Below are 26,444 nucleotides of genomic sequence, written 5' to 3' on the forward strand. Positions count from 1 at the left end.
CGGCCGATGCCGGCGCGCGCGGGCGGGTTGGGGTGGACCTGAGTGACGGTGTAGATCACCGGGCCTGCTCCCCCGCCGGCCGGTCCCCCGCGCGGGCCGCCGGGGCGCGGTCCTGCCCAGGTCGGGCCGCCGGGACCCGGGCGCGGCCGGTTCGGCGGCGTGGCGTTGCGCACCGGGATCCCACCCGGTCCACGTTTGAGCCCGAGCGCGCCGAGGGTTTTGTACGCGATCACGGCCTTGGCCAGGCGCGCCAGCTTGGAGGATCTGGCGCCGAAGATCGAGCGCGACACCCAGGAGGGGATTTTGATCAGGATCCAGCACAGGGCGAGGAACATCAGGGTGTCGACCAGGGCGCTGTTGTTCGGCAGCCCGAACAGGCTGACCGAGGTGGTCGGGTCGAGCATCACGTCGAGGGCGACCACGAACACCAGCGACTGTCCGAGCTGGATCAGGAAGCACCCGGTGATCGCCCGCCACCAGAACTTGGCCAGGCCCTCGGTCTGCGGCAGCGCGTGCAGCGACAGGGCGAGGGGTGCGGCGACCGCGAGGATGACGGTGAGCGCGACGCGCACGATGTAGGTCAGCAGGATCGCGATCAGCATCACCTGCGCGCCCAGATCCAGCAGGATCAGGAAGATCCCGTTGCGCGTGTCCGGGCCGAGCATGTGGCCCAGCGCCTGCCCCGCGGTCGCCGGGTTGATGGTGCCGCCCAGGATCGCGCCCGCGAGGGCGTCCGAGAGGTGGATCATCAGGGCGAGCAGCGCGATCGACGCGTTGCCGGCGATCATGCCGACCAGCAGCCGCGGGACGATCTCCTTCGCCGAGTTGCGTGACGCCGTCGTGCCGTGGGTCATCACGATCACGGCGCCGGCCAGCACCAGCAGGATGTAGAAGGCGTTGGCCAGCAGTGCCATCTGCGTCCACAGCGCCCTCACCCTGGGCATCGCGGTCACGTCCGGGGTGCCCAGCAGGGTGGAGCCGAGCAGGTTCAGCATCGGGGTGAGCGCGTCGGCGATCAGCGAGCCGAACCAGTCGTCGATCGCCTTCTGGACCTGCCCGGGGATGTCCCACCAGGACGGGTCACTGCCCGAGCCGGTGCCCGGGTCCGTGGTGGTGATCGGGGACGGGGCGGTCGGCGCCCCGGTCGGGGCACCGGGACCCAGCCCGATGCCGGGGTCGGTGGAGTTCGGGGACGGGGTGGGGGCCGGGCCGGCCAGGACACGCTGCGAGGCGGCGGGCGTGGAGGGGCGGGGCGTGGTGGCTGCGTCGGCGGTGGGCGCGGCGGCCAGCGCCGCGCTCACGGCCACCAGCACGCCGGCGACGAGACGACGCAGGCCGTGCCGGCGTGCCCCGCGCGCGCCGACAGGCCGGCGCCCGGCCTCGGCATCGGGGGCGGCCACGGCTCAGCCGCCGACGATGGATTTGAGGATGGTGATCACGACGGGGGCGAGGATCGCCAGGCAGTAGCCGATCCCGGCGGACTTGAACGCGGTCTTGGCCTTCTCCACTTCGCCGGGGTTGCCGCCGGAGATGACGTACCGGACGCCGCCGATGACCAGGAACAGAGTGGCCAGTCCGGCGAGGATGCCGATCAGCCAGGTCTGCAGGTTGTTGATGACGGTGGGGATGTCGTCGGCGGCGCGCGCCGGAGCGGCGGCGCCGAGCAGCGCGAGTGCGTCGGCAGCGGCCGCGAGCGCACCGGCGCGGGCGGCGGCACGCCGACAGCGGACGGGTATGTACATGGCGGTACTCGTTTCACGGGTGATGCGGGCGGGGGTGAGCGCCGCGAAGCGCGGCGAGAAGGCCCGGCCGGGCGCACGACACCTGCTCCTTCCGAAAGGGCGGTGTCACGGGTTGCGAGGTGGAGGGGTCAGCGCCACACGGCGAGAGACCCGGCCGGGCTGCCGGCGTCGGGGCCGCCCCGATGGGGACGGGCGCGAAGCTGCGGCACACCAGAAGTGTCAAAAGGAGGCTGTTTTTCTCCGGCGAGTTTTTGACGGCGGGTCAGCCGGTCAGGCTCCGCGCAGGTCTCCGGATTCGATCGCGGCGGCCAGCTTGTGCCCGGCCTCGGCGCGGCGGCGGTAGAACGTCGACAGGCCGATGCCGAACTCCTTGGCGACCTGCGCCGCGCTCTCCTGGCCCAGGCACGTGCGGCTGATCCACTCGGCCTCGTCCCGGGTGACCACGCCGGCGCGCACGGCGCGGGCCAGCACGATGTCCGGATGCCCGGCGGGAAACAGCGGGATCACCGCCCGCGCCAAGCCCTTGCCGCATCCGGCGGCGGCGGCCTCGCGGCGGCGGAACGCCTGGCTCGCGTTCAGCGCGCGCCACGCCAGATACCCGGCGACATCGCCGATCCCCGGATCCTCGACGTCCAGGTGCTTCAGCGCGGCCAGGAACTCCACCAGGATCTCGGCCTGGATCTCCTCGGCCTCGCCCGGATGCGCACGGCACACCCGCAGCACCCGCCCGGCCAGCGCCGGGTACGCCAGACCCGCGGCGGCCACCGTCCACGCTGACTCGCCTCGCTGCGAGCGGCGTACGATCGCGGCCCACACCGCCCGCTTGTCAGCGCTCGCGGTGCCCGGGTCCAGCAGCAGCCTCTTGGCCGCCGGCAGCGGTAGGCCGCGCGCAGGGGTCGGGAACGGCAGTTCGCCGGCCGGGATCAGAAGCGGGCACGGGTCGGCCAGCAGTGCCGCGAAGGCGTGGCGCAGGGTGTCCAGCGGGGTATCGGCAGGACCAGAAGCTCGCATGATGATGCTCCCTTGGAAATTCCGTGGTTGACGGGGAGCGCCATCGAAAAGTCGACCGGTCGCACATCGGGCTCAGCGCGGTCACACACACGTCGCACCGCGGTCACATCAAGGCGCGCCGGCCGCGTGACCGGCGTGCGACCTTCCGCGCAGGCCAGCGGCGAAGCACCGCCAGTTGAGCGCGGCGAGGCCGGGAGAAGATTATTTGGATTTTCCGGCCCGACCTCTTGCACTCGCGAGCGCCGCGCCCGCAGGCATGAGCAGGCACAGGCCGGCGGCTTCGCGTGTGACTTTTCGCCTCGACCTGCCTAACCGCTGGGGAGGGAGAGGGCAGCGGGTGTGACCACGGTGCGACTTTTTCACACCGACCAGCGCGGACTTTCCCCCTCGGGCGCCGCGCGGGCGACCGTCGCGCGCGGGGCGGCGCCGTCGCCGCGACTCGCGCGCAGCGCAGGCGGCCCCCGGGCCGTCATCGCTGCGACCAGGGTGCGACTTTCTGCGCTGACCAGCGGATTCACCCGGACGTGTCGCGTGGCGCGCTGTCGACTCTCGGCAGAGCGTGCCCCACCCAGACCTCGACGGGCCGACAGCTCAGGGCGGGGAATTCTCTGCAAACTCTGGCGAGAAAAACGGGCCCTTTCTGACACTTCTGGTGTAGGTCAGCACCACCGGCGGCCCGCACGACGCCGCCACCGCACATGCCCAACACACGCGTCAGCTGCAGTTCGCCGAACATCTCGACCGGCGCCGTCGCGCGCCGGGGCCGCCCTGCCAAGGGCATCGACGTACCGGCCACCCTCTGGCTTCCCCCGGCCGACACCGTGCCGGACACCGTGCTCGTCGAGCCCGCCGTCCTGCCCGCCTGGGCGCTGCGGCACGCGATCGACCAGTACGCCACGCCCGGCGAAACCGTCCTGGCCGCCGACACACGCGGCTTCTACGCCGGCGACCGCCACGTCGCCTTCCACCCCCTGCCCGCGCACCACGATCCGCACCACGCCGACCGCCCCGCGCCTCGCCGCGGCGCCGTCCGCCTGGCCGTGCTGCAGCTCGAAACCGTGCCCCAGGGAGCGCTCGACGTCGCCTACCCGGGCGAGCGCGTCGACCGCGTCACGCACTTCGTGCGCCCCGCCCTGCGCGAGGCCGCTGACGCCCTTAGCCCCGGCGGCGTGCTGGCCATCGCTCTCGCACCCGCCGAGCCCGGACACGGCGCACAGCACGGCCCCCTCGTACTGCACCTCGCGCACGAATCCGGGTTCGCCTACCAGCAGCACATCACCGTTTTGACCGGCGACCTCGACGGCGAGCGCATCATCCCCCGCCTGACCGACGCCCAAGCGCGCGCGGTCAACGCAGCGCGCCGCGACCACGTCCCGGCCCTCGCGCCCACCCACCTCGACCTCGCGATCTTCACCCGCGTCAAGGAGGACACCCGTGCCTGAAACCCCCGACAAGCCCACCGCACGCGCCGCGTATCCCGACCGCCTCGGCGGCACGGTGTGGCTGACCGCGCAGCAAAACTCCCGCGCCCAACGCACCGGCCGCTACCTACCCGAGTCGGTGGCCCACCCCGCGAAGATGCTCCCGGAGATCGCCCGCCAGGCCATTCAGCGCTTCACCGAACCGGGCGACCTCGTCATCGATCCGATGTGCGGCATCGGCACCACCCTGGTCGAAGCAAGCCACCTCGGCCGCCGCTCATTCGGCGTCGAGTACGAGCCGCGCTGGGCCCAGATCGCCGAGCGAAACCTCGCCCACGCCCGCGCCCAAGGCGCCACGGGACAAGCCACCGTCGTGCGCGCCGACGCCCGCCAACTGCTCCACGCCGCACCCGAAAACCTGCGCGGCCAAGCCGCGCTAGTCATCACCTCACCGCCGTACGGGGCCTCGTTGCACGGGCAGGTGCGCTCCACCAAGGAGACCGGCCAGCGCGGGGTGCAGAAGTTCGACTACCGCTACTCGCGCGACAAAACCAACCTCGCCCACGTGTCCGTGCGCGCGCTGATCGACGGCTTCGCGCAGATCCTTACCGGATGCGCGGCGCTGCTGCGGCCCGGCGGAATCATCGCCGTCACTGCCCGGCCCTGGCGCGAACACGGCAGTCTGATCGATCTGCCCGGCCACGTCCTGGCTGCCGGCGCGCTGGCCGGACTGACCCCGATCCAGCGCGCCGTCGCGCTGCTCGCCGGCATCCGCGACGGCAGGCTGATCGCCCGCCCGTCCTTCTTCCAACTGGCCAACGTGCGCCGAGCCAGAGACGAAGGAGAACCGCAATCGGTCATCACGCACGAGGACCTGATCCTGCTCCAGAAACGCGGCCTGCCCACGGCACCGGCCCCCGCCCGGCTCCTACCCCTGCCGCAGCTAAGTCCCGCCGCGTGGTCGGATCAGAGCTGGACCGGGGCCGATAACACTCGACTCAGCGCGGCATGAGCGACGCCCCGCAACGCGACTCACGCTGCGCGGGACAGCCGCCGCTGTGCCCAAGATGCCAGGTCCCTCTAGTCGCGGAACCGACCGGCCCGTGGTGCCGCACCTGCCGCCGCGCGTGGTCCGGCGCACCCCGCAACAGCCCCTGCCCCAACCCGGCGATCGCCACCGCGAACACCGCGCGCACCCGCGGCCTTCGGCTCTGCCGCACCCACGCGCGCCTGCTCGCCGACCGCTCCGGGCCCGACGCCATCACCCTCGACCAGCCCCCGCGCTGACCCTGGCCGTGCAGCGCCGCCACCGCACTGAAACACGGCGGCGACCGGGCCGGGCCTGAACCGCTCCACACCCCTTGTCGCTTCGGAAAAAGGACCTCGCCTGTTGCCACGCACCACCCTGTCCACAGTCCCGCACGACCCGTCGGGCCCGCCGATCCGGGCACTGTCCCTAGGCGCGGGCGTCCAGTCCAGTTGCCTGCTCCTGCTCTCCGCCCACGGGGTCCTGCCGAAGCTGGACTACGCCGCGTTCGCCGATCCCGGCTGGGAGCGGCCCGAGACCTACGCCGCGCTCGACCGCCTCGAACGCGAAGTCGCCACCCCCGCCGGCATCCCCATCGTGCGCCTGTCCGCAGGCGACATCCGCCGCGACGCGCTCGACCCGAACTCCCGCTTCTCCACCATGCCGCTGTTCATCAAGAACACCGACGGCAGCCGCGGGATGCTGCGACGCCAATGCACCTCGACCTACAAAATCAAGATCCTCCTCGCGGAAGCACGACGGCAGCTCGGCGCCGAAACCCTCCCCGGAGGCCGCGCCGGACGTACCAAACGCGGCCGGTACCTGGAGCAGTGGATCGGCATATCCACCGACGAATTCACGCGCGCCAAGGACTCCGGCGTCTCCTACGCCCGCAACATCTTCCCCCTGCTGGACCTCGGAATGTCCCGGACCGACTGCGAGCGATACCTCGCCGAACACGGCTTCCAGGCCGTCTCCCGCAGCGCCTGCGTCGGCTGCCCGTACACCAGCGACAAAGGCTGGAGAACCCTGCGCGACCAGCACCCCGGCCAGTGGGCCCAGGCCGTCGCGTTCGACAAAGCCATCCGCTCCGGGTCCGCACGCGCCACCGCGAACGGTGTCCCGCTGCGCGGCCAGGCGTACCTACACCCCTCCCTCAGACCCCTCGACGAAGCACCCATCGACCCGCCGCACGTCGACCGCAAATACCGCCGCCTGCGCCTGGTCGACACCAGCGAACGCTGGAAGGGCGACCCCGACGGCTGCTCCCCCTGGGCCTGTCGATCCGGGTCGGCGACCAGCCCTGTCGCGTCGGCGCTCGGACTTTCGCCTGCCGCCTGACCGGCACCCGCCAAGCTGCCCCACTACTGCTTGGCATCGATCTTTGCGCATGAATCGCCGCTTCAGGCCCCGCGATCTCACGCGCGCCGCGCGCCTCGGCCGAAAGATTGGGATTCACCCCGTGACCCAGCACGATCATGCTTCGGCGACGACCCTCAGCCCCATATCTGCGCTCATGACGCCCGAGCAGTTGGCCGAGTACCTCGGGATGACCCCGCGCTGGGTTTTCATCAACCACCGGAAACTCGGCATCCCCGCCTTCAAGATCGGCCGCACACTGCGCTTCCGCCGCGTGGACGTCGAGGCATGGCTCGAGACGCGCCGCCAGCTATGAGCACCACCGCCACGCCGCCGGCACCAACGACTTGATCAGCATGTAAAGGCGTGGATCCATGCATGTCCACCGGCAGACCGCCGGTCGCCCGACGCGAACAGAAAGCAGCATTGTGGCCTCCGTTTTCAAGACCTGCGAATGCCCCAACAAGTCCCGGTGCCCGCACGCGTGGACCGTGCGCTACCGCGAACCCGGCGGCCGCGCCGCCGGCCAGCGGCACCAGTCCTTCCCCACCAAGAAGGAAGCCGACGCCTTCGCCGCGAAGACCGAATCCGACAAGGTCACCGGCAACTACCTGGATCCCAACCGCGCTGAGATCCTCTTTCGCGACTACGTGGCCGAGTGGCTCGCCGTGCAGGTCCTGCGCCCCAGCACCTTCGACCACTACCAGCGCAACCTGCGCAACCACACCCTGCCCACCTTCGGACACCTACCCCTGTCCGCCATCACCCGCCCGGCCGTCCAAGGCTGGGTCAAACGCCTGATCGACGCCAAACTCGCCCCGCGCACCATCCACAACATCTACGGAGTGTTCGCCGGCATCATCCGCGCCGCCGTCCTGGACGGACGCCTGCCCCGCACCCCGTGCGTCGGCATCCGACTTCCGGAAATCCTCAAGACCGTCGTACGCGTCCTGACCCCAGACCAGGTCTTCGACCTGGCCGACTGCATACGCCCCCGCTACCGCTTCACTGTGATCTTCGCGTACGGCACCGGCACCCGCCAAGGCGAAACCTTCGGCGCCAGCCGCTCCCGCCTCGACACGCAAGAGCGCCTCTACACCGTCGACCGGCAGATCGTCCTGATCAACCAAAGCGCCACCGGGTACTGCGCCAAGCCCGTGTTCGGACCACCGAAAACCAAGGCCGGATACCGCACCATCCCTCTCGCCCAGTTCGTCCTCGACGGCTACACCGAACACGAGAGGTACATGGAACCGGGACAGGACCTGCTGTTCACCAGCCCCCGCACCGGCAGCGGCATCAACCGCAGCTACTACGCCGAACGCATCTGGGCACCCGCGGTCAAGAAGGCCGGACTGCCCCCGGACACCACCTTCCACGACCTGCGCCATTCCTTCGCCTCCACCGCCCTGGCCGCTGGAGTCCCCGTCCTGGAAGTCTCCCGCTGGCTCGGCCACGCCTCCATCACTGAAACCACCGACACCTACGGACACCTGCTGCCCGAAGCCACCCACCGCACCCGAGCCGCCCTCGACCAAGCCTGGGCAGCCCTCGACCACCACGCCCCTCGCATCAACACCGACAGCCCCGACGAGGACAACGACGACCCCGACGCAGGACCCATCCCGCTCACGGCCTAACCAAACGGCACGCCCCTTTTCCGGTTGCCCTCGATCCCGTTCGAGGGCAACCGGGACCACGTCCCTCCCGGGATGTCGCAGGCGCGTGCCACTATCGGGGGGTGACGTACGCGGTCCACGTGGACATCGAACCACCTGCCGGGAGCCCCGAACTCGACCCGCTGCAACGCGAGGGCGTCGCCGCACTCCTCGACGGGCGCATCGCACGCATCGCCTCGATCGACGGCCCCGACGACATGCAGGCTGAGATCGACGACTACCGCGTCGCCGTGCACCCCACCGGCGCGCTGCTGCTGATGATGACCGACGCCCCGGCCCTCGAATTCGCCGAGGGCGCCATCCGGCACGTCGTCGACCAGATCCTGGAAGACACAGAACTGCTCGCCGACTGGACGGTCGTCAAAGCACGGGTCGAACTCAACGATCAACTCGCCCTGGAAAGCCTGGCCGCCGCCGACGGCCCCGACGCCCCGCCACCGGACCCCCGCCAACGCGCCGCCGCCCACGCGACCGCCCCCGAAACCACAGCCGGGATGACGGACGAGACACGCGAAGAGATGCGTGCACGCCTCGACCGGTACGCGGACCGCCTGACCGGCTTCAGCCTCGCCGACTTCGGCGCCTACCAGCCAGACGACGACTTCGACGACGAAGACGGCGGCGCCTGGGTGCCGAATGCGCAGGCGCGCCTGGCCGCCGGCGCGCTGGTGTGGGCGATCGAGACGCTGATCGACGAACTGTTCCAAGACATCGAGACACTCGCACGCGACGACGCCGACACGGAGGAGTGCCTGGTGCTCAGCGCGCTGCCGCCCCGCTGCGCCGACCAGTACACCGGCCTGTTCGCCAAACGCTTCCTGGTCACCACGATCGCGCTCACCTCCCGGCTCACCGGACCGCACCACGCGCCGCTCGCCTCGGTCGCCGAAGAACTCGCGCTGCGCCTCCTGATCGAGCAAGCACACGTCGTCCTCGACCTGTACGACTTAGCCGATCCCGAGACCGACCATGCGCTGGCATCGCTCAAAGACGCCGCGTACGAGGACTACGACCACGAAGACCTCTACGACGAAGACGACGACAGCACCGCGAACCCGGACGCCAGCACCTGGTTCGCCCCGTTCAACGCGACCCGCCACGCGCACTTCTATGCGCACAACCCCGACCAGGACCCCAGACGATCCTGACTGGCACCCGCGACGGAAACCGAACGCATCCGAGCGGAAGCAACTCAAGTTCCGCCTGGTCACCGTAGTCTGAGAGCGCGGCAACCGAGACAGCCGATGCAATAGAAGTCTAGGCCGGCGGAGTGAACCTCAAATTCAACGGACGATAACATCCAAATCCGGCGTGGACTTCGTGCAGGAAGGCGAGCATGGATCGCAAGGAAGCGCCCTTGATCTCGACGAGCTCGTCGCGGTCTCGGCCATTCGAAGCTCCCAGGCCGAACGTAGCTGTCGTGTACGCACGCCGCGGCGGCGAGCTGGTTGTGTTTGACGGACAGCGACCCTTGTCAGAGTGGTTACTCAGGTCCGGCACACGATACGAAGTCGATCTCGGATACCGTTTCCACGAGTTCAACGCCCGGCTCCCTGCCCGCGGTGACGCCTACCAGTTCGACGCGGCCATCTCGCTGACCTACCGGGTGACCGACCCGAAAAAGATCGTGCGGCACCACATTGCCGATGGCGTACCGCTCGTGGTCGACCATGTGCTCTCGACGATCCGGTCCGTAATCCGGAGGTTTTCGATCGAGGAGGTCGGAACTGCCGAAGAGACGATCAACGATCGCTTCAGAGCACCAATCGATCTTCCCGAGGGCATCACCATCGTACGTTGCGACATCCGCCTGACCCCTGACGAAGCCGCCAGGAACTTCTTCCAAGAAAAATTGAAGCGTGAACGATACTTCGAGTACCACCAGCGACTAGCCGAGCATGAACGGGGAGACGGCTACACCAACCTGTTAGCCATGATGGTGGCGCTGGACCCTGAACACGCTGCGAGAACAATCGAGGTCACCCGCACCGCGGCCGCAATCGAAAGGGACCGTCAGGCCGAACACAACAGAACCTCCCTCGACCTCCTCCGCCTGATGATCGAAAAAGAACTTCTGCAAACGTCTGATCTTGAGACGATTCGTGGCCAACTGATCGAGGGAATCCAAAGTGCCACCGCCGGGACAGCGATGCACCGATTCGAGGTTCTGGCCCACGAACCGCACCTCCTGTCGATCGAGAGCGTCGTGGCGCCGGAGATCGACAGTCAAGCATCTGTCGAGATCGTGGTGCGGTCCGGCGACCAACTCGAACGCGGAACCGCGTACCAGATCGGTCCGCAACTGTTCGTAATGGCCGCAAACCTAGTCGCGCGGATCTCGCCGGCTGATGGCCTCACGGCGCAACCGACGGGCGCTCCAGAACCGACGACGGCTCGGATCCTGTTCGTAAGCCACGCCATCGGTATCGCGATTGTCGAAACAGGCGAGCCAGCACAGCGCGATCGCGGCGATCATGTGCTCGACGTATTGCTCGGACTGGCCCTAGCCTACGGCAGGCGGTATGCGGCGACCGGTGCGGATGGCGACCTTTCGGCGACGATCGAACTTTATCAGCAGGCTGTCAGTAATATGCCCACAGGGGACGCACGCCGGCCCAGTGCGCTCTCCAATCTGGCGGCGGCTCTGCGGAACAGATACGAACGCACCGCGGACACCAACGACCTCGACACTGCCATCGAACTCTTGCGCGAAGCGCTGGTCGCCACTTCAGCCGATCAACCCGAACGACCCGCAATGCTCAGCAATCTGGCCGCAGCCCTTCGCGCACGCGCGACGCAGAAAGATTCGCCACCCGATCTGGATGAGTCGATCGTGCTGTTGCGCGAGGCGCTGGCAGCGACAATCCCGGACCAGCCCGAGCGACCGGTCATGTTGTCGAACCTCGCCACCGCTCTGCAGACACGCTACGAACACAGCGGCGACGCCACCAACCTAGACGAATCCGTCGCACTCCTCCGAGAAGCGCTGAGGTACACACCGGAGCGGCATACCCGCCACGACCGGATCGAGATCCTCCTCCGGCGGGCGGTCGATCTTCAGAGCAGTCGCGAGGCAAGGTGAGATGGCAAATCAAGAGCCGCTCGACCTCGTGATCATGCTGAAGATCGTCGAGTACGTCAGCAGCCGTAAAGACAGCTTCAGCGGCTCCAGCGCAGTAGACGGCGATCTGATTTTGAACATCATCAACAACATGGCTCCGGGTTCCAGCTTTGGTGTACGGCTCTCGAACGACACAATCAATCAGGAGACGGCAATGGGCGACTTCTACCAGGTCGACGGCCAAGCAGGCGCGGTCGGACGCGAGGCAAGGGCTGAGAACAACACGTTCAACCAGATCAAGGCCTCAGCGCCTATAGACCTGAGTACGCTCGCCGCGGAGCTCCAGTCGCTGCGCGCGGCCATGCGCGAACGCGCCACCAGTCCGGACGAGGACGTCGCCGTGGCCGCCGTGGCCCAAGCAATGGTCGCGGCCCAGAAAGGCTCCGACACAGAGACCCGATCGCACCTGAAGCAAGCCGGCAATTGGGCACTGGGCGTAGCGACGACAATAGGCACGACAGTTGCCGCTGGCGCGATCAAGGCGGCCCTCGGCATGTAAGCGGCAATCTCCGCAGCCTGCGCACTGCGAATACGAAGGTGCATCCGCGGCCCGAACCACCCCGACCGTGATCATCACGCGATGCGCGCCGGAGCCAAACTTCGGAAAGCGCCATCAGCACTGCTTTGCTAAGCGATCGTGCCGGCGAGTTGGTGTGCGAGAACGTGGATCGCTTCGTCGATCGTTGAAGGTGCGGCGGTCAGATCGAGTGCGTGCACTGTCACCCTCGTGCCTGCGGGACCGATCCCGTGGGTGGCGGGGACGCCAGGTCCCGAGGCGTATACCAGGTGTCCATGCTTGAGTCCGAGGGCTGTGCAGTAAGCAGTGAGCTGGTATAGGTCGGGATGAGCGCCGAGACCGTCCGTGGTCTTGTATTTCGCGTCGACGAGCGTGAACAGGTGTGGTCCGCGGTAGACGGCGATGTCGGGTCGGATTCTGACGCGGCGTGCGGTATCGAGGCTGTGGTGTGTTTCTTGAGGTGCGCACCGCAGGCCGAGCGGCTGAATCGCTTTGTGTAGGGCTGTGGTCAGGAAGGCCTCGAAGACGGTCTCCATATCGATGATCACGCCGTCGATAGGTGTCTGGGCACCGGGCCGCAGATTGGGGGTGGTATCGACGAGGATCAGTTCGGCCAGGCGCAGAGCGGGCGCGTAGCGCGTGTTGAGCCGGTTGGGTGTCCAGAAGGGCAGTGGGCTGCCGGGAGGAGGGACTGTGATGTCGGTCAAGCGTGCGGCGAGGTGTCGCAGCAGGCTGTGAGTGCTCGCGGGCAGGCCTGCCATGGTCATGAGGCGGAGAAGTGCACGTAGGAGGATCTGGTTTTCCGGGATGTCAGCGGTGAACTCGTCGTATTGAACGGCGATCGGCAGTGGCATACCGCAGCGACGTAGTTGGGCAGGTATGTCGATCCTGCCGCGCAGCGTGGGCAGGGTATCGGCGGTAGTGCGGTAGCCGTGCAGAACGCCGTCGTCGAGTGCGCGCTTGGCCGTGCGGGCGAAGAGCCGGACGACAGCGGGCAGCAGATGGTCGTCGGCACCGGCGTCGACCTGGGCGTCCAGCCAGTGTTCGGCACCTGCGGTGTGGGAGAGCAAATGCAGCAGGTTGGCGATCGGCATCTTCGGGCGCAGATATAGGATCACCGCGTCCTGGCCGCGGCCCAGGCGAACGAGTCCGACCCGCCGCCTGCCCCGGATCCGCCAGCGGCCGCCAGCTGCCGGCGTCAGCTCGATCAGGCGTTGAGCGGCCAGCAGGGTGCGCAGTTGCCCGGTGCTCAGGTCCCGCTCGAGGGTTTCTCCCGCTTCGGCGACGTCCAGGTGTAGCGGTGTTTCTGTGTTCACGACACGGCCGCACCCGCGGGCAGGGACTTGGTCAGGGCCTCGAGCTCGAACGGAGCTGTGGCATCCGGGCCGGTACCGTAGAGTTGATCTTCTAGCAGGGGGAGGATCTGAGTGTCCCAGATCTGCGCGAGCAGTGCGGGGTCGTCAAGCCCGGGGCGCATCAGGTAGGTCGGTCCGATCGCGCGGTCGGCGTCGGCCAGGCGACGGTTGAGCTCGTCGAGCAGGTCCGCCGCCAGCGGCGGCAGACCGTGGCCGGCGAGCCACTTGCGAAGCAGGCCGTTGATCGGTTCGGTGTCAGGGGCGAGGCGGCGGAACGCGAAGCGTCGTCGTAGCGCCGCGTCCACCAGCGCGATCGAACGGTCGGCGGTGTTCATGGTGCCGATCAGGTAGACGTTGCGCGGCAGGTCGAAGCGCTCGCCGTCGGAGTACTGCGTGGTGATCGGGTTGTCGCGGTATTCGAGCAGGAAGTAAAGCTCGCCGAACACTTTCGCCAGGTTCGCCCGATTGATCTCGTCGATGATCAGCACGTACGGCGCGGTCGGATTGGACCGCGCCTCTTCCGCGAGACGCTTGAACGGACCAGGGACCAGTTCGAACGCGATCGTTCCGCTCGTCGCTTTCACCGGCCGGTAGCCCTCGAAGAAGTCCTCGTAGGTGTAGGAGGGGTGGAACTGGACCAGGGTGATGTTCTCGGACTCGGCGATGTGCTCGGCCAGGGCACGGGCCAGATGGGTCTTGCCGGTGCCCGGCGGCCCGTAGAGGATCATCTGCTGGTGGCGTTGCAGCACGCCGACGGTGGCTTCCAGCCAGTCGAGCGGGAACAGCAGGCTGGCGGCCAGTTCCTCGGTCGCGGCAGGCAGCTCCAATGGCCGGGTCTCGTCCTGCTCGAGCAGCCCTTCGGACACCTCCAGATCACCGAGATGGGCCGCTTCGACCAGGGCCGCGATCGCCGGGGAGATGTCCGCGATGGTGCGCCGGTCCGACAGCTTCGACCGTACTGGATCCGGCAGAGTGTCGCGGGCGACGGGTTTGCCGATGGTGTGCCAGGTGACCTTGCGTCTGCGCGCGATGGCCGTTGGGCCATCAGCGACGTAGTATGCGTCGCCTTCGACCGTCCCGAGGTGCACGTTCTGGCCGTCGACGGTGGCTACGAGGTCGCCTTGGCGCATGGTGGTGAGGAAGTTGTGTAGCTGCGTGCGCGATGCGGCCTGGTGGTGGACCGAGGTGTCCGGCTCAGCCTCGGCGATCGCATGAGCGACCTCGTCCATCGTCGCGCCGGCGGGCACCTCGGGCAGCTCGTGCCAGGACACTGAGCAAAACCCGAGCTCCAGCCAGGCGGCTATGTAGTTCACGCCGCCGACATTTGCTCCGCGCACCAGCCAGCCGCGGCGGGTTTCCTCCGTCGTGCTCGGCGGATTCCACTGCGCGGCCCATTTCTGGTCGTAGAAGTCGACCGGCGCCCCGGTCTCCTTCCTCATGGTCTCCCTGATCGCCATCAGGTCGCGGTCGACGTCACCGGGCTCGCCGTTCAGGTACTCGGGCGCGAAGGTGTCGCGAATCCGCCGCTTGTGCTCGACGTTCGCCGAATCGATGAACACATCCGGGAACAGCAGATGCAGCAGGACCTGGACCTGTGCGCGGGCCCGCTGATGGCCCATCGCGCCGGTCACCCGGCCGCACGCGTCCCGCATCAGCCACGGGTCGCCCAACACTCGGTCCCGTTCCTGCGGTTCAAGCGCGAGCAGTTCGCCGACCAGTTGGATCAGAAACTGCAGCTGCGCCCACCGATAGTTCAAGAACGCCTGACCGCCGTGCATGAACCCGCCCAGCGCAGCACCCAGTTCGTCGGGGATCTGCACCGGGCTGCCCGCCCACGACAGTACCTTGTCCAGCATGCGCCGCTTGGTCGGCACTGTGATCTGGTATGGCCCTAACGGCAGGACATTGAGGTAGAGCAGCTCGGCAGTAAGCACCACCGCCTCGTCAGAGGCCTGGGACAGTTGACGGCGCAGCTTAGTCAGGAAGTCATCCGCGCTCTCATCAGGGTTCTGCACGAAACAGGCACGTAGCTCCTCGACCACTGACATCTTCCACGCACCCAGCGCGGGCGCGAAGGCCGACGCACCCGAACGCAACCCCGAACGAAAAACCCGATCAGCAGCCACAAACGCTGGCTGCGCGGTTTGATCCCCACCCGGAACAACACCCTCATCACTCACGGCCACAGCCTACGGCTGCGCCCACACCACGGCGACGGATTCGCGCAACGTCACAGCCTGAGTACATGGAACGCCCATACGGGATGGCTGCCGGTCAGGGTCGGCTGACCGACCGGGTCACGCCAGTGGCGACTTGCGGTGGTCAGGATTCACCCGGCGTCGCTCATGGCGCAGACTCTCCAGCGGGCTCAGCGCTGGACGCGGAACGCTGAAGCCATGATCTGGAGACCTCGGAGTCAGGCCTACTACCGTTACGCGCCGCGCATCGGAATCTGATCCCACTTCCGCGGCGCAGCCCGTTGAACGGTGGAGCGGACAGTCTCATCGAGTTGATGGGTGCATCCCTCCCGAGGCGGGTGGCGGTACTCACGAAGCTGGACACCGGCGGGCGCGAAGTCGAGTTGCCAGTGGTTGACGGACTCGGACGCGATCCCGCCGTCGGGGATTTGAAGCAACGCGGCGAGCAGGAGAAGCCCCGCCGCGGCAGACAGGAAGGGCAGTGCGGCGTCGGGACTGTCGCGTAGATCGGGAACAGCCGGACCGGTGGAGCAGTCGAAGACCGGCGCGGAGTCGTCGGGGAGGCGGCAGGCCGGGCAGTCGTCGCGGTCAGGCACGTGACGATGAAGTTCCGCGGTCCAGCGAGCCGAGGTGGTGGCGTGCACGAGGAGTGGCTCGCCGCGGTGGGCTATCAGGGATCGCACGCCCCGGGCGTTGGCGAGTAGCAGTATCAGATCCGGGCGCACGTCAATTCCGTCCCACTGGTCGTACCAGGCCTCGTGGGGCGTGGCCCCGATCATTGGAGCGAGGACCGTCGCTTTGAGGCGGGTGATGCCGTCAGGCCAGCCTGCATCGGCGGCAGTCATGGACAAGCACCGGTTCGTGTTGTGGAGCTCTGTCGCATCGCCGTCGACGATGTCCCAGTGTCCGATGACGCCGACTTCCCGGGCCCAGTACACCAGCGCGGAGGCGACCGCGCCGGCACCGATGACCTGCACATGGCCGACATCGAGCGGTCCGGCCAGACCAGTCGGATCAGTGTTCCGGCCGCTAGAGCGCGCGAGCGGGTTCAACGTGCTCGCATTGACCGGTTGATCGTGCACGGCTCGGAACAGCGCACTCGCGCCGAGCACGCTGGCCGCGGCAGCCCCGAGCAACCCCTCGCCTACGGGCTCAGCCCCGTCGAGCGCCCCAATGATCAATTCTCCCCGGCCACCCTGCCAGGTGAGCGTGAAGTCGAGGTCCGCGGGGACGTGATGACCGATACCGATGCTCACTGCGGCATCCGGAGGCAGCGCGCCGTCTGCCTGGATCTCAAGGAACGGGTTGATCGCCAGCGCTGTCGCACGTATCGCATCTTGCAGATCATCCGCCGCCACGAGAGAGCGCGCGCGCAATGGTGCGGCGGGGGCATAGAGTGCCACCCGGCGATGGACACGCGCAACCATGTTGATCAGTGCGAGGGCGGCGACCTGCCCGGCCCTGGTCGTGGCCGCGTCATCGCCGACGACGATCCGGACGGGTCGTTCGAGGTTCGTATCCTGGCCACCACATTGACGGGTGCGCCGGTCGCGCTCAGCGTAGAAGGCGTCGCGCCGTTCGTTCACGACGCCTCCTCGGGTAGGGCAAGCACAGGCGGGGCGACGACGAGCGCGTCGTCGGTGATATACACCCAGCGGCCGTGTTGAAACTGGTGCAGGCCAGCTCCCTCACCGCGGGTCAGACCACCTTGCCCGTAGCGCGCGACGACGAGCGAGAACATCCCGTCGAAGGGCATGAGCACGAGGCGGTCGTCGCCGTCGGAGTGCCGTGTGTCCGAGCCCGGATGGCTGTGCACCTGGGCGATCACTCCGAGCTGGGCACGGCGAGCCAGGCGCACGGCATCGTTCACGGCGGCCTCGTCGGCAAGCACGTGGCCGGGGCCATGATCAGTGCGTGGCAAGATGATGCTGGTGACGACGGAGGTGCCGTCTATAGTCCGGCCGGCCCACAGCACCAGTGCCTCGTTGCGCAGCCCTTCGTAGGTGGCGCGCAGGGCGGCGAGGGTGGGGCCGACGACCTGGTGCGCGACGATCAGGCGGCCGGCGGCGGGCCCAGTTGGCAGCGGAGCGGCTCGGTGCACGGTCATGGATGCGTCCCGGGGCTGGCCGACAGGTGCAGCGCGATCTGGCTGAGCATGTCGGCGATCGTGTCAGCCTTGGTATAAGCCGGAGCCGCGTTCTTCCAGTTGGTCAGGTCACCCCAGTCTCCGTGAGGACCGCCGTGCTCGGCGTAGGCCAGCCGGCTCCAGGGGGCGCAGATCACGCGGTTGGAGTGGAAGATCGAGCCACTGATCCCGGGGATCGTCCCGCCCTGGGGGAAGGCGTACGGCAGCGGCTGCCCGGTTGCTGGATCGAGGAACCTCCAGACCGGAGGAATCGCAGGATAACCGTCGAGGTCCGCTTCGATCCGCAACGGAGTGCCGGTAGCCGGATGGGTGGTGCGGGCGGTCAGCTGCAGTGCATCCAGGTCGATGGCGGCTTCCCAGTCCTGCTGGCGGGAGACCCAGGCCGCGACCGCCGACGCCTCGTCGGCGAGCACGGCCCGGGTCACCGCGATGGGTACCGCGGTCACGTCACACCCCGCCGCCGACGTCGACGAGGTTGAGGCTCTGGTGGTCGTGCACGTGCTCGGCCTCCAGGCTCTTAGTGCGGTCGAGCACCACGTTCTTCTCGGTCGCGAAGGACGGGTTGCCGCCCTCGTAACCGAACGCGGCCGCTGCCGTGCGGGCGGCGTCGCCGACCCGTTCGTTGCGCTGAAAGGTGAAGGTCTGCGACTCGGGCGTGCGCGGCGCGTAGACGATCACGGTGACCTCGCCGCGCTTGGTGGCGAGGTCGTCCTGGTCCGTTTCGATGGTCATGGGTCTCCCTTGGGTCGAGAGCGCCGTCTGGCCGCTCATAGCAACCAGACGACGTAACTCGGCGCGTGGCCATGCCTTGTCGGAGATTAGCTTTAGCTACAGTCGCGGCAGGGGCCCTCGGCGTTCACGAACATCGAGGCTGGCTGGACCAGGTTGCAGCGGGGGCAGGTGCGCTCGGCGACCTTTGGGACGCACGCGCAGCGGTCGCACGCGGGACAGACGGGTGCACCGCATCGCTCGCACGGCCGTGAGAACGCCTGGAAGTGGTGGTCGCAGTCGGGCCATTCGCAGATCCGCCACGCCGCGCGGGGCCCGGGCGCCGCGGTCGGCGGAGAGAACGTGCGCCACGGGGCGCTGTCGAGTACCAGCACAGCGAGCAGGTAACCATCGATGGGGACGATCTGCGCGTAGAGTTCCTCCCCCTGAATATCGTCTCGGTACGTGAGGCGCGTGCGACCGGTGACGCGGCCGCTGGCGCGATTGATCGCGTCTGTGATCAGCCCGACGGAGGACTGGTCGCTGCCGCGGCGCAATGGTGGCAGGCGGTGCGAGGCGCCGAAGACAAGCGTGGCGTCCGTATCAAGCAGCAGGACGTGTCCCGGCGCGGGCAGGCGTTCGCTCGCGCGGACGCACACGGCGGCGCGGGACGCGTGCGCGTCGTGCCAAAGCGCGACGACGTCGTCGGCTGTCGGCCCGCGGCTCGGGATGTGCCGGTTGACGAGTGGCTCGGGCAACAGCACTGCGGCTGCGAACGCGTCGCAGGCCGCATCTTCCAACGCGAAGCCGTCATCTGGCTGGGCCAGCAGCTGCTCGATCAACGCGTCGCAGGTCCGCTGCAGATGGTGCCCGAGTTCATGCAGAGCGGTGAAATCCTGGCGCGCGCTGCTCGCGGCCGTGGCGACGGCGATGACCGGCGGTTGGGCGCGGTCGAGGTAAGCGCCGGCAACGCTGCAGCCGGCATCTGTCTGCGACTCCGCGACGATACGGACCGCGACCTGTTCCCAGGACTGCAGCGCGTGTAGTGCGCCGCCAGCCAGGAGATCCGCTGAGTCCGGCCACGCTGTGTCGAGTTCGGTCAGCATACGGACTGCCTGGGCGCGTGCTTGTGAGCGCGGCACGCCGCCGCTCACGTGTCCGCACCCAGGCTCATTGCGAAAAAGCGGTTCAGCCGCTCCTCCCAGGCCGGACCCTCGTCGGTTCCTCCGGTCTGGCGTGCGGCCAGGCTCCAGGTGCCGAACGCCGCAGTACTCCAGGCGCTCGCCTCCGAGGCGCCGCTCTGCTGGGCGAGGCGTCGCACTTGGGCGCGCCAGCGTGGCCGGTCCAGTGACGCGACGAGCGCCTCGGGCGGCATCGGGTTAGCTTCCAGAATCCGCGCTGCACCCACGCCGAGCGCGGGGGCAAGCCGATCGGCCTCCTTCGCCGTCACGGCCTGCTGACCCCGTATGATCGCCAACGCGCGGGCTCGGTCGCATCCCAGGAGCGCTACCAGATCTCCGAGAGACACAGCTGATTCTCTGATCATCTTCCCGAGGCCGCCTGACGAGGGGCTGATCCACCGCGCGTGGTGAAACGTCTCCAAAGCGTCTTCGAGCGCGGCCCGCTGCTCGGCGGCGCGGTCCAGTACTGAAGTCACCGTCCGTCCCCACCGCGCGCAGTTCACGGCGACCAGATGCCGCTCCCAATCTGGCTCTCGGACATTGAACGTCACGTGCGCAATCTTGCGTTCGAGCACCCGCTCGGACAGCTCGCACGCCAGTGCCACCCAGATCGCAAGAGGAACGCTCAACTCCGAGCACCTCGCGTCCACGATGAGGCTGTCCTGGTCGGCGTCTACGACGTCCAGGACCACCGGCGCGACCCGGGCACTGCCTTGGCGATAGCCGAGAACCAACAACAGTTTGACGACATCGCCCCACGACGCACGCCAGATCTCGCCCACCACCGGATCCGCGGTCACGGGCGCGTCCATTGCGGCGCGGACCGCCTCGGGCACCGTCGCCGCTTTCGCAGCGGCAACAAGACGCTGGTACGCCGTTGAATTCTTTCCGTCCATGGGCCTCATCCTCTTCCCCCGGATGCACCCTCGTTCAGGGCTCTGACAAGAACAGACGACGTAACTCGAACGATCACGGCCGCACCACGCACAGTCGCAGCAGTTCCAGGACGATATCGTCACGGTCTTCGTCGGCCGTGGTCATCAGCCGAATCTTCTCCGCGAGCCGGTCCGCCACCAGACGGGTCTGCGCCCGCCCCAGCTCCAACACCTGCATCTGATCATCCAACGGAGCACCGAGGTGGGGCAGCAGAGCACGCTCCCGAGCGTCGAGGACCCGGTAGATCTCCTGCGCCGTCTCACGCACGATCATCTCGAAGCCCGGCGGATCGGTCTGCGCTTCCAGCAGGTCCATGCCAGCCTGGTCGTCCGCGACGCCGCCGACGAGCAGCGGCGCGATCAGGGCGATGCGGGCCTCGACAACACGCGTGAGAACCGCCATGCTCACCGACCCGCCCGCCGCCCGCAGAACGCCCTCGGCGACGCGGAGCAGAGCTTGCTTCACCGGCCGGGGCGTAGGGCCGGCCGTGTTCCACCGTGAGATCGCTACGCCGCGGACGGCCGCTGCGGCCAGGTCCAGTTGGGCGGAATCACCCTGCCAAGGTGCGTTCGACTGGCCAGCCAGACACCATCCACCCGCTCCCGGCTGCCCCTCCGGGACGCAGGCAAAGCGAGGGTCGTCCTCCAGAAGTCCTTCAAGCCGCCGCCGGAGTTTGCCGCGCTCCGTCTTCTTCGCCTCGTCGATCAGGAAGTTGCGGATGGTTCGCAGCAGGAGCCTCTCAAGCGAGCCGTCGTCCGTGGCTTCGAGGAAGCAGGTCAGCACGAACCCACTGCCCTTGGCCGCGAACAACTCAGCGAGAAGATCGTCCACCGCCTCGGGGCTCCACGCGTCGTAGCCTTCGGGCGGGGGGAAACTGGAAGTACGCGTGACCTGCCCAGCGAGATCCCTGATCAACGCCAGCGTGCTCTCGCCGACCCCGCCCGTCGCGCGTAGTTCGTCGTACGCCCCGCCCACAGCGCCCTCCTCACGGCCGCGTCGGCGCGCGCGCCGACCCGCACCTCGCCGCGCTCGACTCGGGCGTGGCACTCAGAAATAGTCTCGTCAAACAGGGACACAGAACCGGGCAGCGACACGGGACTGTTCCTGCGGCGATACCAGACGACGTAACTCAGCTACGCGGTACCGCTGCCGTGGTGTCGCGCTCGGGGGCAGTCCGTCGCCGATCGTCGTCGAGTCCACATCGGACGACGCAGTGGCGAGTACGCGAGTTGGACCGGAGCGATCGTGCGCGAACTAATCGACTCGCGGCACCGCTAAGACCACAGGCGATCCATCCCGCCAAGCGCTACGGACAGGGCTCAAGTCCGCGTCGACGCTACGACGGTGACCAGCAACGCCACGTCGGCCCCTTGGATGGCGCGCAGGGCCATCCCGGCCCCGACACATCGCCTATGACACCGCCCGCGCCACAATGGCACACGCAGGCACCGGTTGCACCGCACCTGAAAAGGTGTCAGCTGAAGTGTGGTCGCACTCGAACTCACACGCGGCGGCGAAAATAGATCGCTCCGGAGGCCGCGCAAGCGGTGTCGAAATGTCATGAAAAACACTGAAAGGTAGGTGGCAGAAATTCCATACGAACCCTGCGATTCACTGACCTGCGGAAACGCAAACGACTCTGCATGGTGCTGACCTGGTGCTGACCCGCAGGGACATTTCGGGCACGACTCGAGGGCGAAAGGCCAGGTCATGGGCATTCTCGTGCGGCGAGCCGGTCTGTAAGCCGGGTTCTGTTCGCGCGCTGCGGGCAGCGTGCGAGGCGACCATCCATCTAGGGCGTGCGTTGCCGCACGCCTCGAGCGGTCTACCCGCGAGCTTCGGGCGGGCCGCCCTCTAGCGCTCGCGCGGGGCCCTGCTTGCGCGGGGTCCCTTCTCGACCTTGCTCCGGGTGGGGTTTGCCGAGCCGCCCGGGTCACCCCGGGCGCTGGTGGGCTCTTACCCCGCCGTTTCACCCTTACCGCGCGTGTCCTGGGACGTGCGCGGCGGTTTGTTTTCTGTGGCACTTTCCCGCGGGTCACCCCGGGTTGGTGTTGCCAACCACCCTGCCCTGTGGAGCCCGGACTTTCCTCGGACGCCAGCTGGCGGCCACCGGCTGCTGCCGTTGACCGTACGTGCCGTGCCCGCGGTCGCCCGACCGGCTCGCCGCAAGGTCATTCTACGGCCGGGTGAGGCGATCGAAGGCCAGTTGAGCGAGCAGCGCGGCGCCGTCGGGCAGGACCCTCTCGTCGAAGGCTGCCTCGGGGGCGTGGTTGTACGGGGCGGTCGCCGGGTCGCGGCCCTCGATGGTCGCTCCGAGCAGGATCATCGCGCCGGGCACGCGGTCGAGGACGCGGGAGAAGTCCTCGGCCCCGGCGAGGGGCTGGGCCATCGTTGCGAATCGCTGGTCGCCGAAGTGCTCGGCGACGGTGGCGCTCACCGTCTTGGCGGCGGCCGCGTCGTTGACGGTGACCGGGTAGAGGCGGTCGAGCTGTGCATCGACGCCGAGGCCGTGAGCTGTGGCGATACCTTCGACGGTCGCCTTGACTATTGGTAGTACGCGGTCCAGCGCCGCTGCGGAGAAGGCTCGGATCGTCGCGTGGAACTCGGCGGTGTCCGGGATGATGTTGCTCTGCGTTCCGGCCCGGAAGTAGCCGACGCTGATCACGATCGGGTCGAAGATGTCGAATTTGCGAGTGACGGTGGTTTGCAGGGCGGTCACCATTTCGCACGCCGCCGGGATCGGGTCATTGGCGCGGTAGGGCGCGGAGCCATGACCACCGCTTCCGCGTACGGTCACTTTCGCCTCTGCGCACGCTGCCATCAGCGTGCCCGGCTTTGCGGCGAAGACTCCTCGCGGGAGGAGGCCCGACGTGACGTGCAGCGCGTACGCGACGCTCGGGGTCGTGCCGGTCGCGTCGAGCACGCCCTCGTCGATCATGTGCGACGCGCCGTCGAAGCCCTCCTCGCCCGGCTGGAACATGAACACCACGTCGCCGCTCAGGTTCTCGCGCCGCGCGGCCAGCAGTTTGGCCGCGCCGGTGAGGATTGCGGTGTGCATATCGTGGCCGCAGGCATGCATCACGCCGTCGGTGCGCGAGACGAAATCGCGGGCGCCGCGCTCCTGGAGCGGCAGTGCGTCCATGTCTCCGCGCAGGAGAACGGTCGGTCCGGGTGACGCTCCGTGCAGCACGGCGGTCACCGAGCCGAGGTTCTTGCCGGTCGTGATATCGAGGCCGAGGCCGTCGATCGCGGCGAGGACCTTCTCCTGCGTGCGCGGCAGTTCCAGGCCGATCTCGGGCTCACGGTGCACGGCACGGCGCAGGTCGGTGAGTTCACCGGCCAGTTCGACGGCGTCTTCGCGGATGGACATGTAAGGGCCACCTCCGGCTCCGGACGTTTCCACGGAGCATAGGCGACGTGGCGAGGACTGGAAGTGGGAAACGGAGATGGGGCCGAGTTCGGAACGGACATGGGCCGAGTTCGGGTGGGGTGCGTGGCGGGACTGGATCAGGTGGCGGTTGGTGCGGCGGGGACTACGGGGACCGGCTCGGTGGCGGCGGGTGAGGCGGGGACCGCTTTGGCGGCGGACTTGGCTACCACCTCCAGCGTGTGGGCAGCGTGGACCGCACTGTTGACGCTGGGCAGTTCCCCGGGGCGCACCGCTCGTACGACGTCCTGGTAGGAAGGGTGCAGTTCGGCCCAGCGCCTCATGAACGGACAGAACGGCAGCACGCTCAGACCCTCGGCACGCGCGTCCTCGAAGGCGCGGCGGGCCAGGAGGGATCCGACACCACGGCCGGCCCAGTCCGCGTTCACCTCGGCGTGCGGGAGGATGACCGTGTCGTGCACCTTCACCCAGGTCGCGAGCCCGAGCAGCTGGCCGTCCAGATAAGCCGCGTAATGGCCGACTTCCCGCTCATCTCGGATCTCGATGTTCATTGGTAGTTGGAGGCGCGGTGCCCTCTCGGGTCCGTTTCCTCCGTCCCCTTTCAATTCCGTGCGTGCGGTTTTCCCGCACACGGCTTACCGATGATCTTCATGACAGGGTTACGCTGCCTTCGGATAGCGGACGGTGCCGCGAAGCCGGTAGAGGCCGTGCCCGGTAAACCAGTCCTCCGTCCACTGATCGGCCACCCCGGCGTGCAGGTTCCGCCCGCGCTTCTTGACCATCAAGGTGCGCAGGCGCTGCACGACGTAGTCGTCGATCTGACGGAACTTGGTAGCGGCGTTCCCGGTCCGGAAGTAGTTGCCCCATCCGCGCAGCAGTGGGTTCAGGTCCGCGATCACGTCCCTGACATCCGCGCCCACCCGGTTGCGCCCGGTCCTGGCCTTGACCTTCTCCCGGACCCGCTTCATCGCGCGCTGCGAGGGCCAGCGGTGCAGGTAGTAACGGACTTTGCCGTACCGCTCCCACACCCGCCCCGACATGCGCGCGTGAAAGTGGCATCCGAGGAAGTCCAGCCCTTCCCGGCCTTCACGCAGGTCAACCACCCGGGTCTTATCCGGGTGCAGCTCCAGCCCCAGCTCGGCGAGGATCTCGCCCACCGCCTCCAGAGCCCTTCTGGCCTGATCGGCGCTCCGGCACAGCACCACGCCGTCATCGGCATAACGCACCAGCTCGCCAACCCCGCGGGCCATCAGCTCGCGGTCCAGAACATGCAGATAGATGTTGGACAGCAAGGGGCTAACCACGCCACCCTGCGGGGTACCGGCGACCGTCCGCTCGATCCCCTGATCCGTCATCACACCCGCTTGGAGCCACAAACGCAGCAGCTTGAGCACCCGACGGTCCGAGACCCGACGCCCGACCAGGGCCAGAAGCCGGTCATGGTCGATCCGGTCGAAATAGCTCCGGATGTCGAACTCCACGACAAAGACCCGGCCCTTGATGAAACCGACACGCAACTGCTCCATCGCCATCGTCGCCGACCGCTTCGGCCGGAACCCATACGAGACCTCAAGGAAGTCGGCCTCAAAGATCGGTTCCAGCACCAGCTTCGCGGCCTGTTGGGCCACCCTGTCGCGCACCGTGGGGATACCCAAGCCGCGCCAGCCACCTGGTTTCGGGATCATCCGACGCCGCACCGGGGCCGGACGATACCACCCTTCGCGAAGGTCCTCCTGGAGTTCGCCGAGCATCCGGCCAACCCCGTAGGCCTCCACGTCCGCCAGGGTCACACGATCGACCCCGGCCGCTCCGCGATTCTCCCGGACCCGCTCCCACGCCTCCCACAGGACGTCACCCCTGTGGACACGGTCGTACAGGGCGTGGAAACGCCGCTCCGGCGACTGCTTGGCCGCAGTCCATAGCTTGTTTTGAAGTTCTCGCACCTTCACGGGAGACCCACGGCCCACCACACCGGCCGCAGAACCCGCTTGATCGACGGAGGACCCCCCGCCGGGGTTGTTGGACGGGACCAAGCCCGTCATGCCCTGACGCCTACCTTCTCCACCAGCGTGATCAAAGCGGGGGTCCTTCCCTCCCGGCGCGTTATGCTGCACGCCGATCACCGGTACTACGACCCCCTCGGACTCCCGCTGCCCTCCGCTGGACTTCACCATCGGCTTATACCAGCGGTCTTCGCCCGACGCAGGCCAGGCAGACGGGCCTCTCCTGTTCCGGCCCAGACTGTGCGCACGTGCCGCCCTCCATACCCCGGAAGGACCCGCCAGGCTGACCCCGGAACAGGGCCTGACGGGCATGGCCTTCGCCGTGACATGAGCGGCTCGGCTCCGCCGTTGTGAGTGTGACGGGGCTGCAAGGTTCGCTTGATGCTACGGCCCGCGCGCTTGCTCCCTCCAAAGAGACTTTCGACACCCCGCTCAGCCCGCCGCCTCTCAGCGGCGAACCGGGGCCTGCTACCGGGCGCTCCGGTGCCTACCCGGACAGGACTTCCACCTGCAAGCCTGGACCAGCTTTCAGGACGCAACATGCCAAGAATGCTAATGAGGATCGGCGCCTCATGAGCCGCACCCCTGTGCCAGGCTGCCCGGCACGGTCGCCCGCGTACGTGCCTACGCTACTCCGAAGCACAGATAATTT

Annotated in this window: 23 protein-coding genes, 1 other RNA gene and 1 pseudogene; 9 read left to right on the forward strand and 16 right to left on the reverse strand. The window is 68.0% G+C overall.

Going from position 1 to position 26,444, the window contains the following annotated elements; genetic code table 11:
* The 3 genes and pseudogenes from VGS97_RS17055 to VGS97_RS17065 form a co-directional block, all read right to left on the reverse strand.
* Window positions 1-1,400: pseudogene (locus tag VGS97_RS17055) on the reverse strand (hypothetical protein); the annotation flags it as partial.
* 3 nt (window positions 1,401-1,403) lie between these two features.
* Window positions 1,404-1,742, reverse strand: coding sequence for a pilin (locus VGS97_RS17060; RefSeq protein WP_326854544.1), 339 nt, complete (start codon window positions 1,740-1,742; stop codon window positions 1,404-1,406).
* 270 nt (window positions 1,743-2,012) lie between these two features.
* The gene (locus tag VGS97_RS17065; protein WP_326854545.1) at window positions 2,013-2,753 is read right to left on the reverse strand and encodes a hypothetical protein; all 741 of its coding nucleotides are present in this window, start codon (window positions 2,751-2,753) and stop codon (window positions 2,013-2,015) included.
* Window positions 2,754-3,451: 698 nt separating this feature from the next.
* Here VGS97_RS17065 and VGS97_RS17070 point away from each other — a divergent pair.
* From VGS97_RS17070 to VGS97_RS17110, 9 genes are all read left to right on the forward strand, one after another.
* The gene (locus tag VGS97_RS17070; protein ID WP_326854546.1) at window positions 3,452-4,195 is read left to right on the forward strand and encodes a hypothetical protein; all 744 of its coding nucleotides are present in this window, start codon (window positions 3,452-3,454) and stop codon (window positions 4,193-4,195) included.
* Window positions 4,188-5,186: a TRM11 family SAM-dependent methyltransferase gene (locus VGS97_RS17075; protein ID WP_326854547.1), complete on the forward strand. Its 999-nt coding sequence runs from the start codon at window positions 4,188-4,190 to the stop codon at window positions 5,184-5,186. The genes VGS97_RS17070 and VGS97_RS17075 overlap by 8 nt, the downstream gene beginning before the upstream one ends.
* Entirely contained in the window at window positions 5,183-5,461 is a 279-nt protein-coding gene (locus VGS97_RS17080) for a hypothetical protein (protein WP_326854548.1), read from the forward strand. The genes VGS97_RS17075 and VGS97_RS17080 overlap by 4 nt, the downstream gene beginning before the upstream one ends.
* Window positions 5,462-5,564: 103 nt before the next feature.
* A complete protein-coding gene (locus tag VGS97_RS17085) occupies window positions 5,565-6,542 on the forward strand; it encodes a hypothetical protein (RefSeq protein ID WP_326854549.1) in 978 nt (325 codons plus the stop codon).
* A gap of 121 nt (window positions 6,543-6,663) precedes the next feature.
* Window positions 6,664-6,876, forward strand: a complete 213-nt coding sequence (locus VGS97_RS17090) for a helix-turn-helix domain-containing protein (RefSeq protein WP_326854550.1) — start codon at window positions 6,664-6,666, stop codon at window positions 6,874-6,876.
* A gap of 112 nt (window positions 6,877-6,988) precedes the next feature.
* Window positions 6,989-8,200 (forward strand): site-specific integrase, encoded by a 1,212-nt coding sequence (locus tag VGS97_RS17095; protein ID WP_326854551.1) that lies wholly within the window; start codon window positions 6,989-6,991, stop codon window positions 8,198-8,200.
* 101 nt (window positions 8,201-8,301) lie between these two features.
* Entirely contained in the window at window positions 8,302-9,387 is a 1,086-nt protein-coding gene (locus VGS97_RS17100) for a hypothetical protein (protein ID WP_326854552.1), read from the forward strand.
* 272 nt (window positions 9,388-9,659) lie between these two features.
* On the forward strand, window positions 9,660-11,321 hold the full coding sequence (locus VGS97_RS17105; RefSeq protein WP_326854553.1) for a hypothetical protein: 1,662 nt from the start codon (window positions 9,660-9,662) through the stop codon (window positions 11,319-11,321).
* A 1-nt stretch (window position 11,322) separates the two neighbouring features.
* The gene (locus VGS97_RS17110) at window positions 11,323-11,859 is read left to right on the forward strand and encodes a hypothetical protein (protein ID WP_326854555.1); all 537 of its coding nucleotides are present in this window, start codon (window positions 11,323-11,325) and stop codon (window positions 11,857-11,859) included.
* 128 nt (window positions 11,860-11,987) lie between these two features.
* Here the strand turns inward: VGS97_RS17110 and VGS97_RS17115 are convergent, their stop codons facing one another.
* The 13 genes from VGS97_RS17115 to ltrA all read right to left on the reverse strand — a co-directional run bounded on the left by VGS97_RS17115 (window position 11,988) and on the right by ltrA (window position 25,831).
* Window positions 11,988-13,193: an McrC family protein gene (locus tag VGS97_RS17115; RefSeq protein WP_326854556.1), complete on the reverse strand. Its 1,206-nt coding sequence runs from the start codon at window positions 13,191-13,193 to the stop codon at window positions 11,988-11,990.
* Window positions 13,190-15,280, reverse strand: coding sequence for an AAA family ATPase (locus tag VGS97_RS17120; RefSeq protein WP_326854557.1), 2,091 nt, complete (start codon window positions 15,278-15,280; stop codon window positions 13,190-13,192). The genes VGS97_RS17115 and VGS97_RS17120 overlap by 4 nt, the downstream gene beginning before the upstream one ends.
* Window positions 15,281-15,663: 383 nt before the next feature.
* Window positions 15,664-17,016 carry a hypothetical protein gene (locus VGS97_RS17125; protein ID WP_326854558.1) on the reverse strand — a complete coding sequence of 451 codons (1,353 nt, stop codon included), beginning with the start codon at window positions 17,014-17,016 and terminating at the stop codon, window positions 15,664-15,666.
* Window positions 17,013-17,537, reverse strand: a complete 525-nt coding sequence (locus VGS97_RS17130) for a Mov34/MPN/PAD-1 family protein (RefSeq protein WP_326854559.1) — start codon at window positions 17,535-17,537, stop codon at window positions 17,013-17,015. The genes VGS97_RS17125 and VGS97_RS17130 overlap by 4 nt, the downstream gene beginning before the upstream one ends.
* Window positions 17,534-18,022: a hypothetical protein gene (locus VGS97_RS17135; protein ID WP_326854560.1), complete on the reverse strand. Its 489-nt coding sequence runs from the start codon at window positions 18,020-18,022 to the stop codon at window positions 17,534-17,536. The genes VGS97_RS17130 and VGS97_RS17135 overlap by 4 nt, the downstream gene beginning before the upstream one ends.
* 1 nt (window position 18,023) lies before the next feature.
* Window positions 18,024-18,308 (reverse strand): hypothetical protein, encoded by a 285-nt coding sequence (locus VGS97_RS17140; protein WP_326854561.1) that lies wholly within the window; start codon window positions 18,306-18,308, stop codon window positions 18,024-18,026.
* 92 nt (window positions 18,309-18,400) lie between these two features.
* Window positions 18,401-19,438 (reverse strand): ImmA/IrrE family metallo-endopeptidase, encoded by a 1,038-nt coding sequence (locus VGS97_RS17145; protein ID WP_326854562.1) that lies wholly within the window; start codon window positions 19,436-19,438, stop codon window positions 18,401-18,403.
* Entirely contained in the window at window positions 19,435-20,361 is a 927-nt protein-coding gene (locus tag VGS97_RS17150) for a hypothetical protein (protein ID WP_326854563.1), read from the reverse strand. The genes VGS97_RS17145 and VGS97_RS17150 overlap by 4 nt, the downstream gene beginning before the upstream one ends.
* A gap of 73 nt (window positions 20,362-20,434) precedes the next feature.
* The gene (locus VGS97_RS17155) at window positions 20,435-21,376 is read right to left on the reverse strand and encodes a hypothetical protein (RefSeq protein ID WP_326854564.1); all 942 of its coding nucleotides are present in this window, start codon (window positions 21,374-21,376) and stop codon (window positions 20,435-20,437) included.
* 749 nt (window positions 21,377-22,125) lie between these two features.
* Window positions 22,126-22,564: RNase P RNA component class A (gene rnpB / locus VGS97_RS17160), an RNA gene on the reverse strand.
* 13 nt (window positions 22,565-22,577) lie between these two features.
* Window positions 22,578-23,771: a M20 family metallopeptidase gene (locus VGS97_RS17165; RefSeq protein ID WP_326854565.1), complete on the reverse strand. Its 1,194-nt coding sequence runs from the start codon at window positions 23,769-23,771 to the stop codon at window positions 22,578-22,580.
* A 137-nt stretch (window positions 23,772-23,908) separates the two neighbouring features.
* Window positions 23,909-24,340: a GNAT family N-acetyltransferase gene (locus tag VGS97_RS17170; protein WP_326854566.1), complete on the reverse strand. Its 432-nt coding sequence runs from the start codon at window positions 24,338-24,340 to the stop codon at window positions 23,909-23,911.
* A gap of 108 nt (window positions 24,341-24,448) precedes the next feature.
* Window positions 24,449-25,831: a group II intron reverse transcriptase/maturase gene (gene ltrA / locus VGS97_RS17175; protein WP_414641741.1), complete on the reverse strand. Its 1,383-nt coding sequence runs from the start codon at window positions 25,829-25,831 to the stop codon at window positions 24,449-24,451.
* Between the last annotated feature and the right edge of the window lie 613 nt (window positions 25,832-26,444).

The organism is Actinocrinis sp. (genome assembly GCF_035946395.1).
In the GTDB taxonomy this organism is placed as follows: domain Bacteria; phylum Actinomycetota; class Actinomycetes; order Streptomycetales; family Catenulisporaceae; genus Actinocrinis.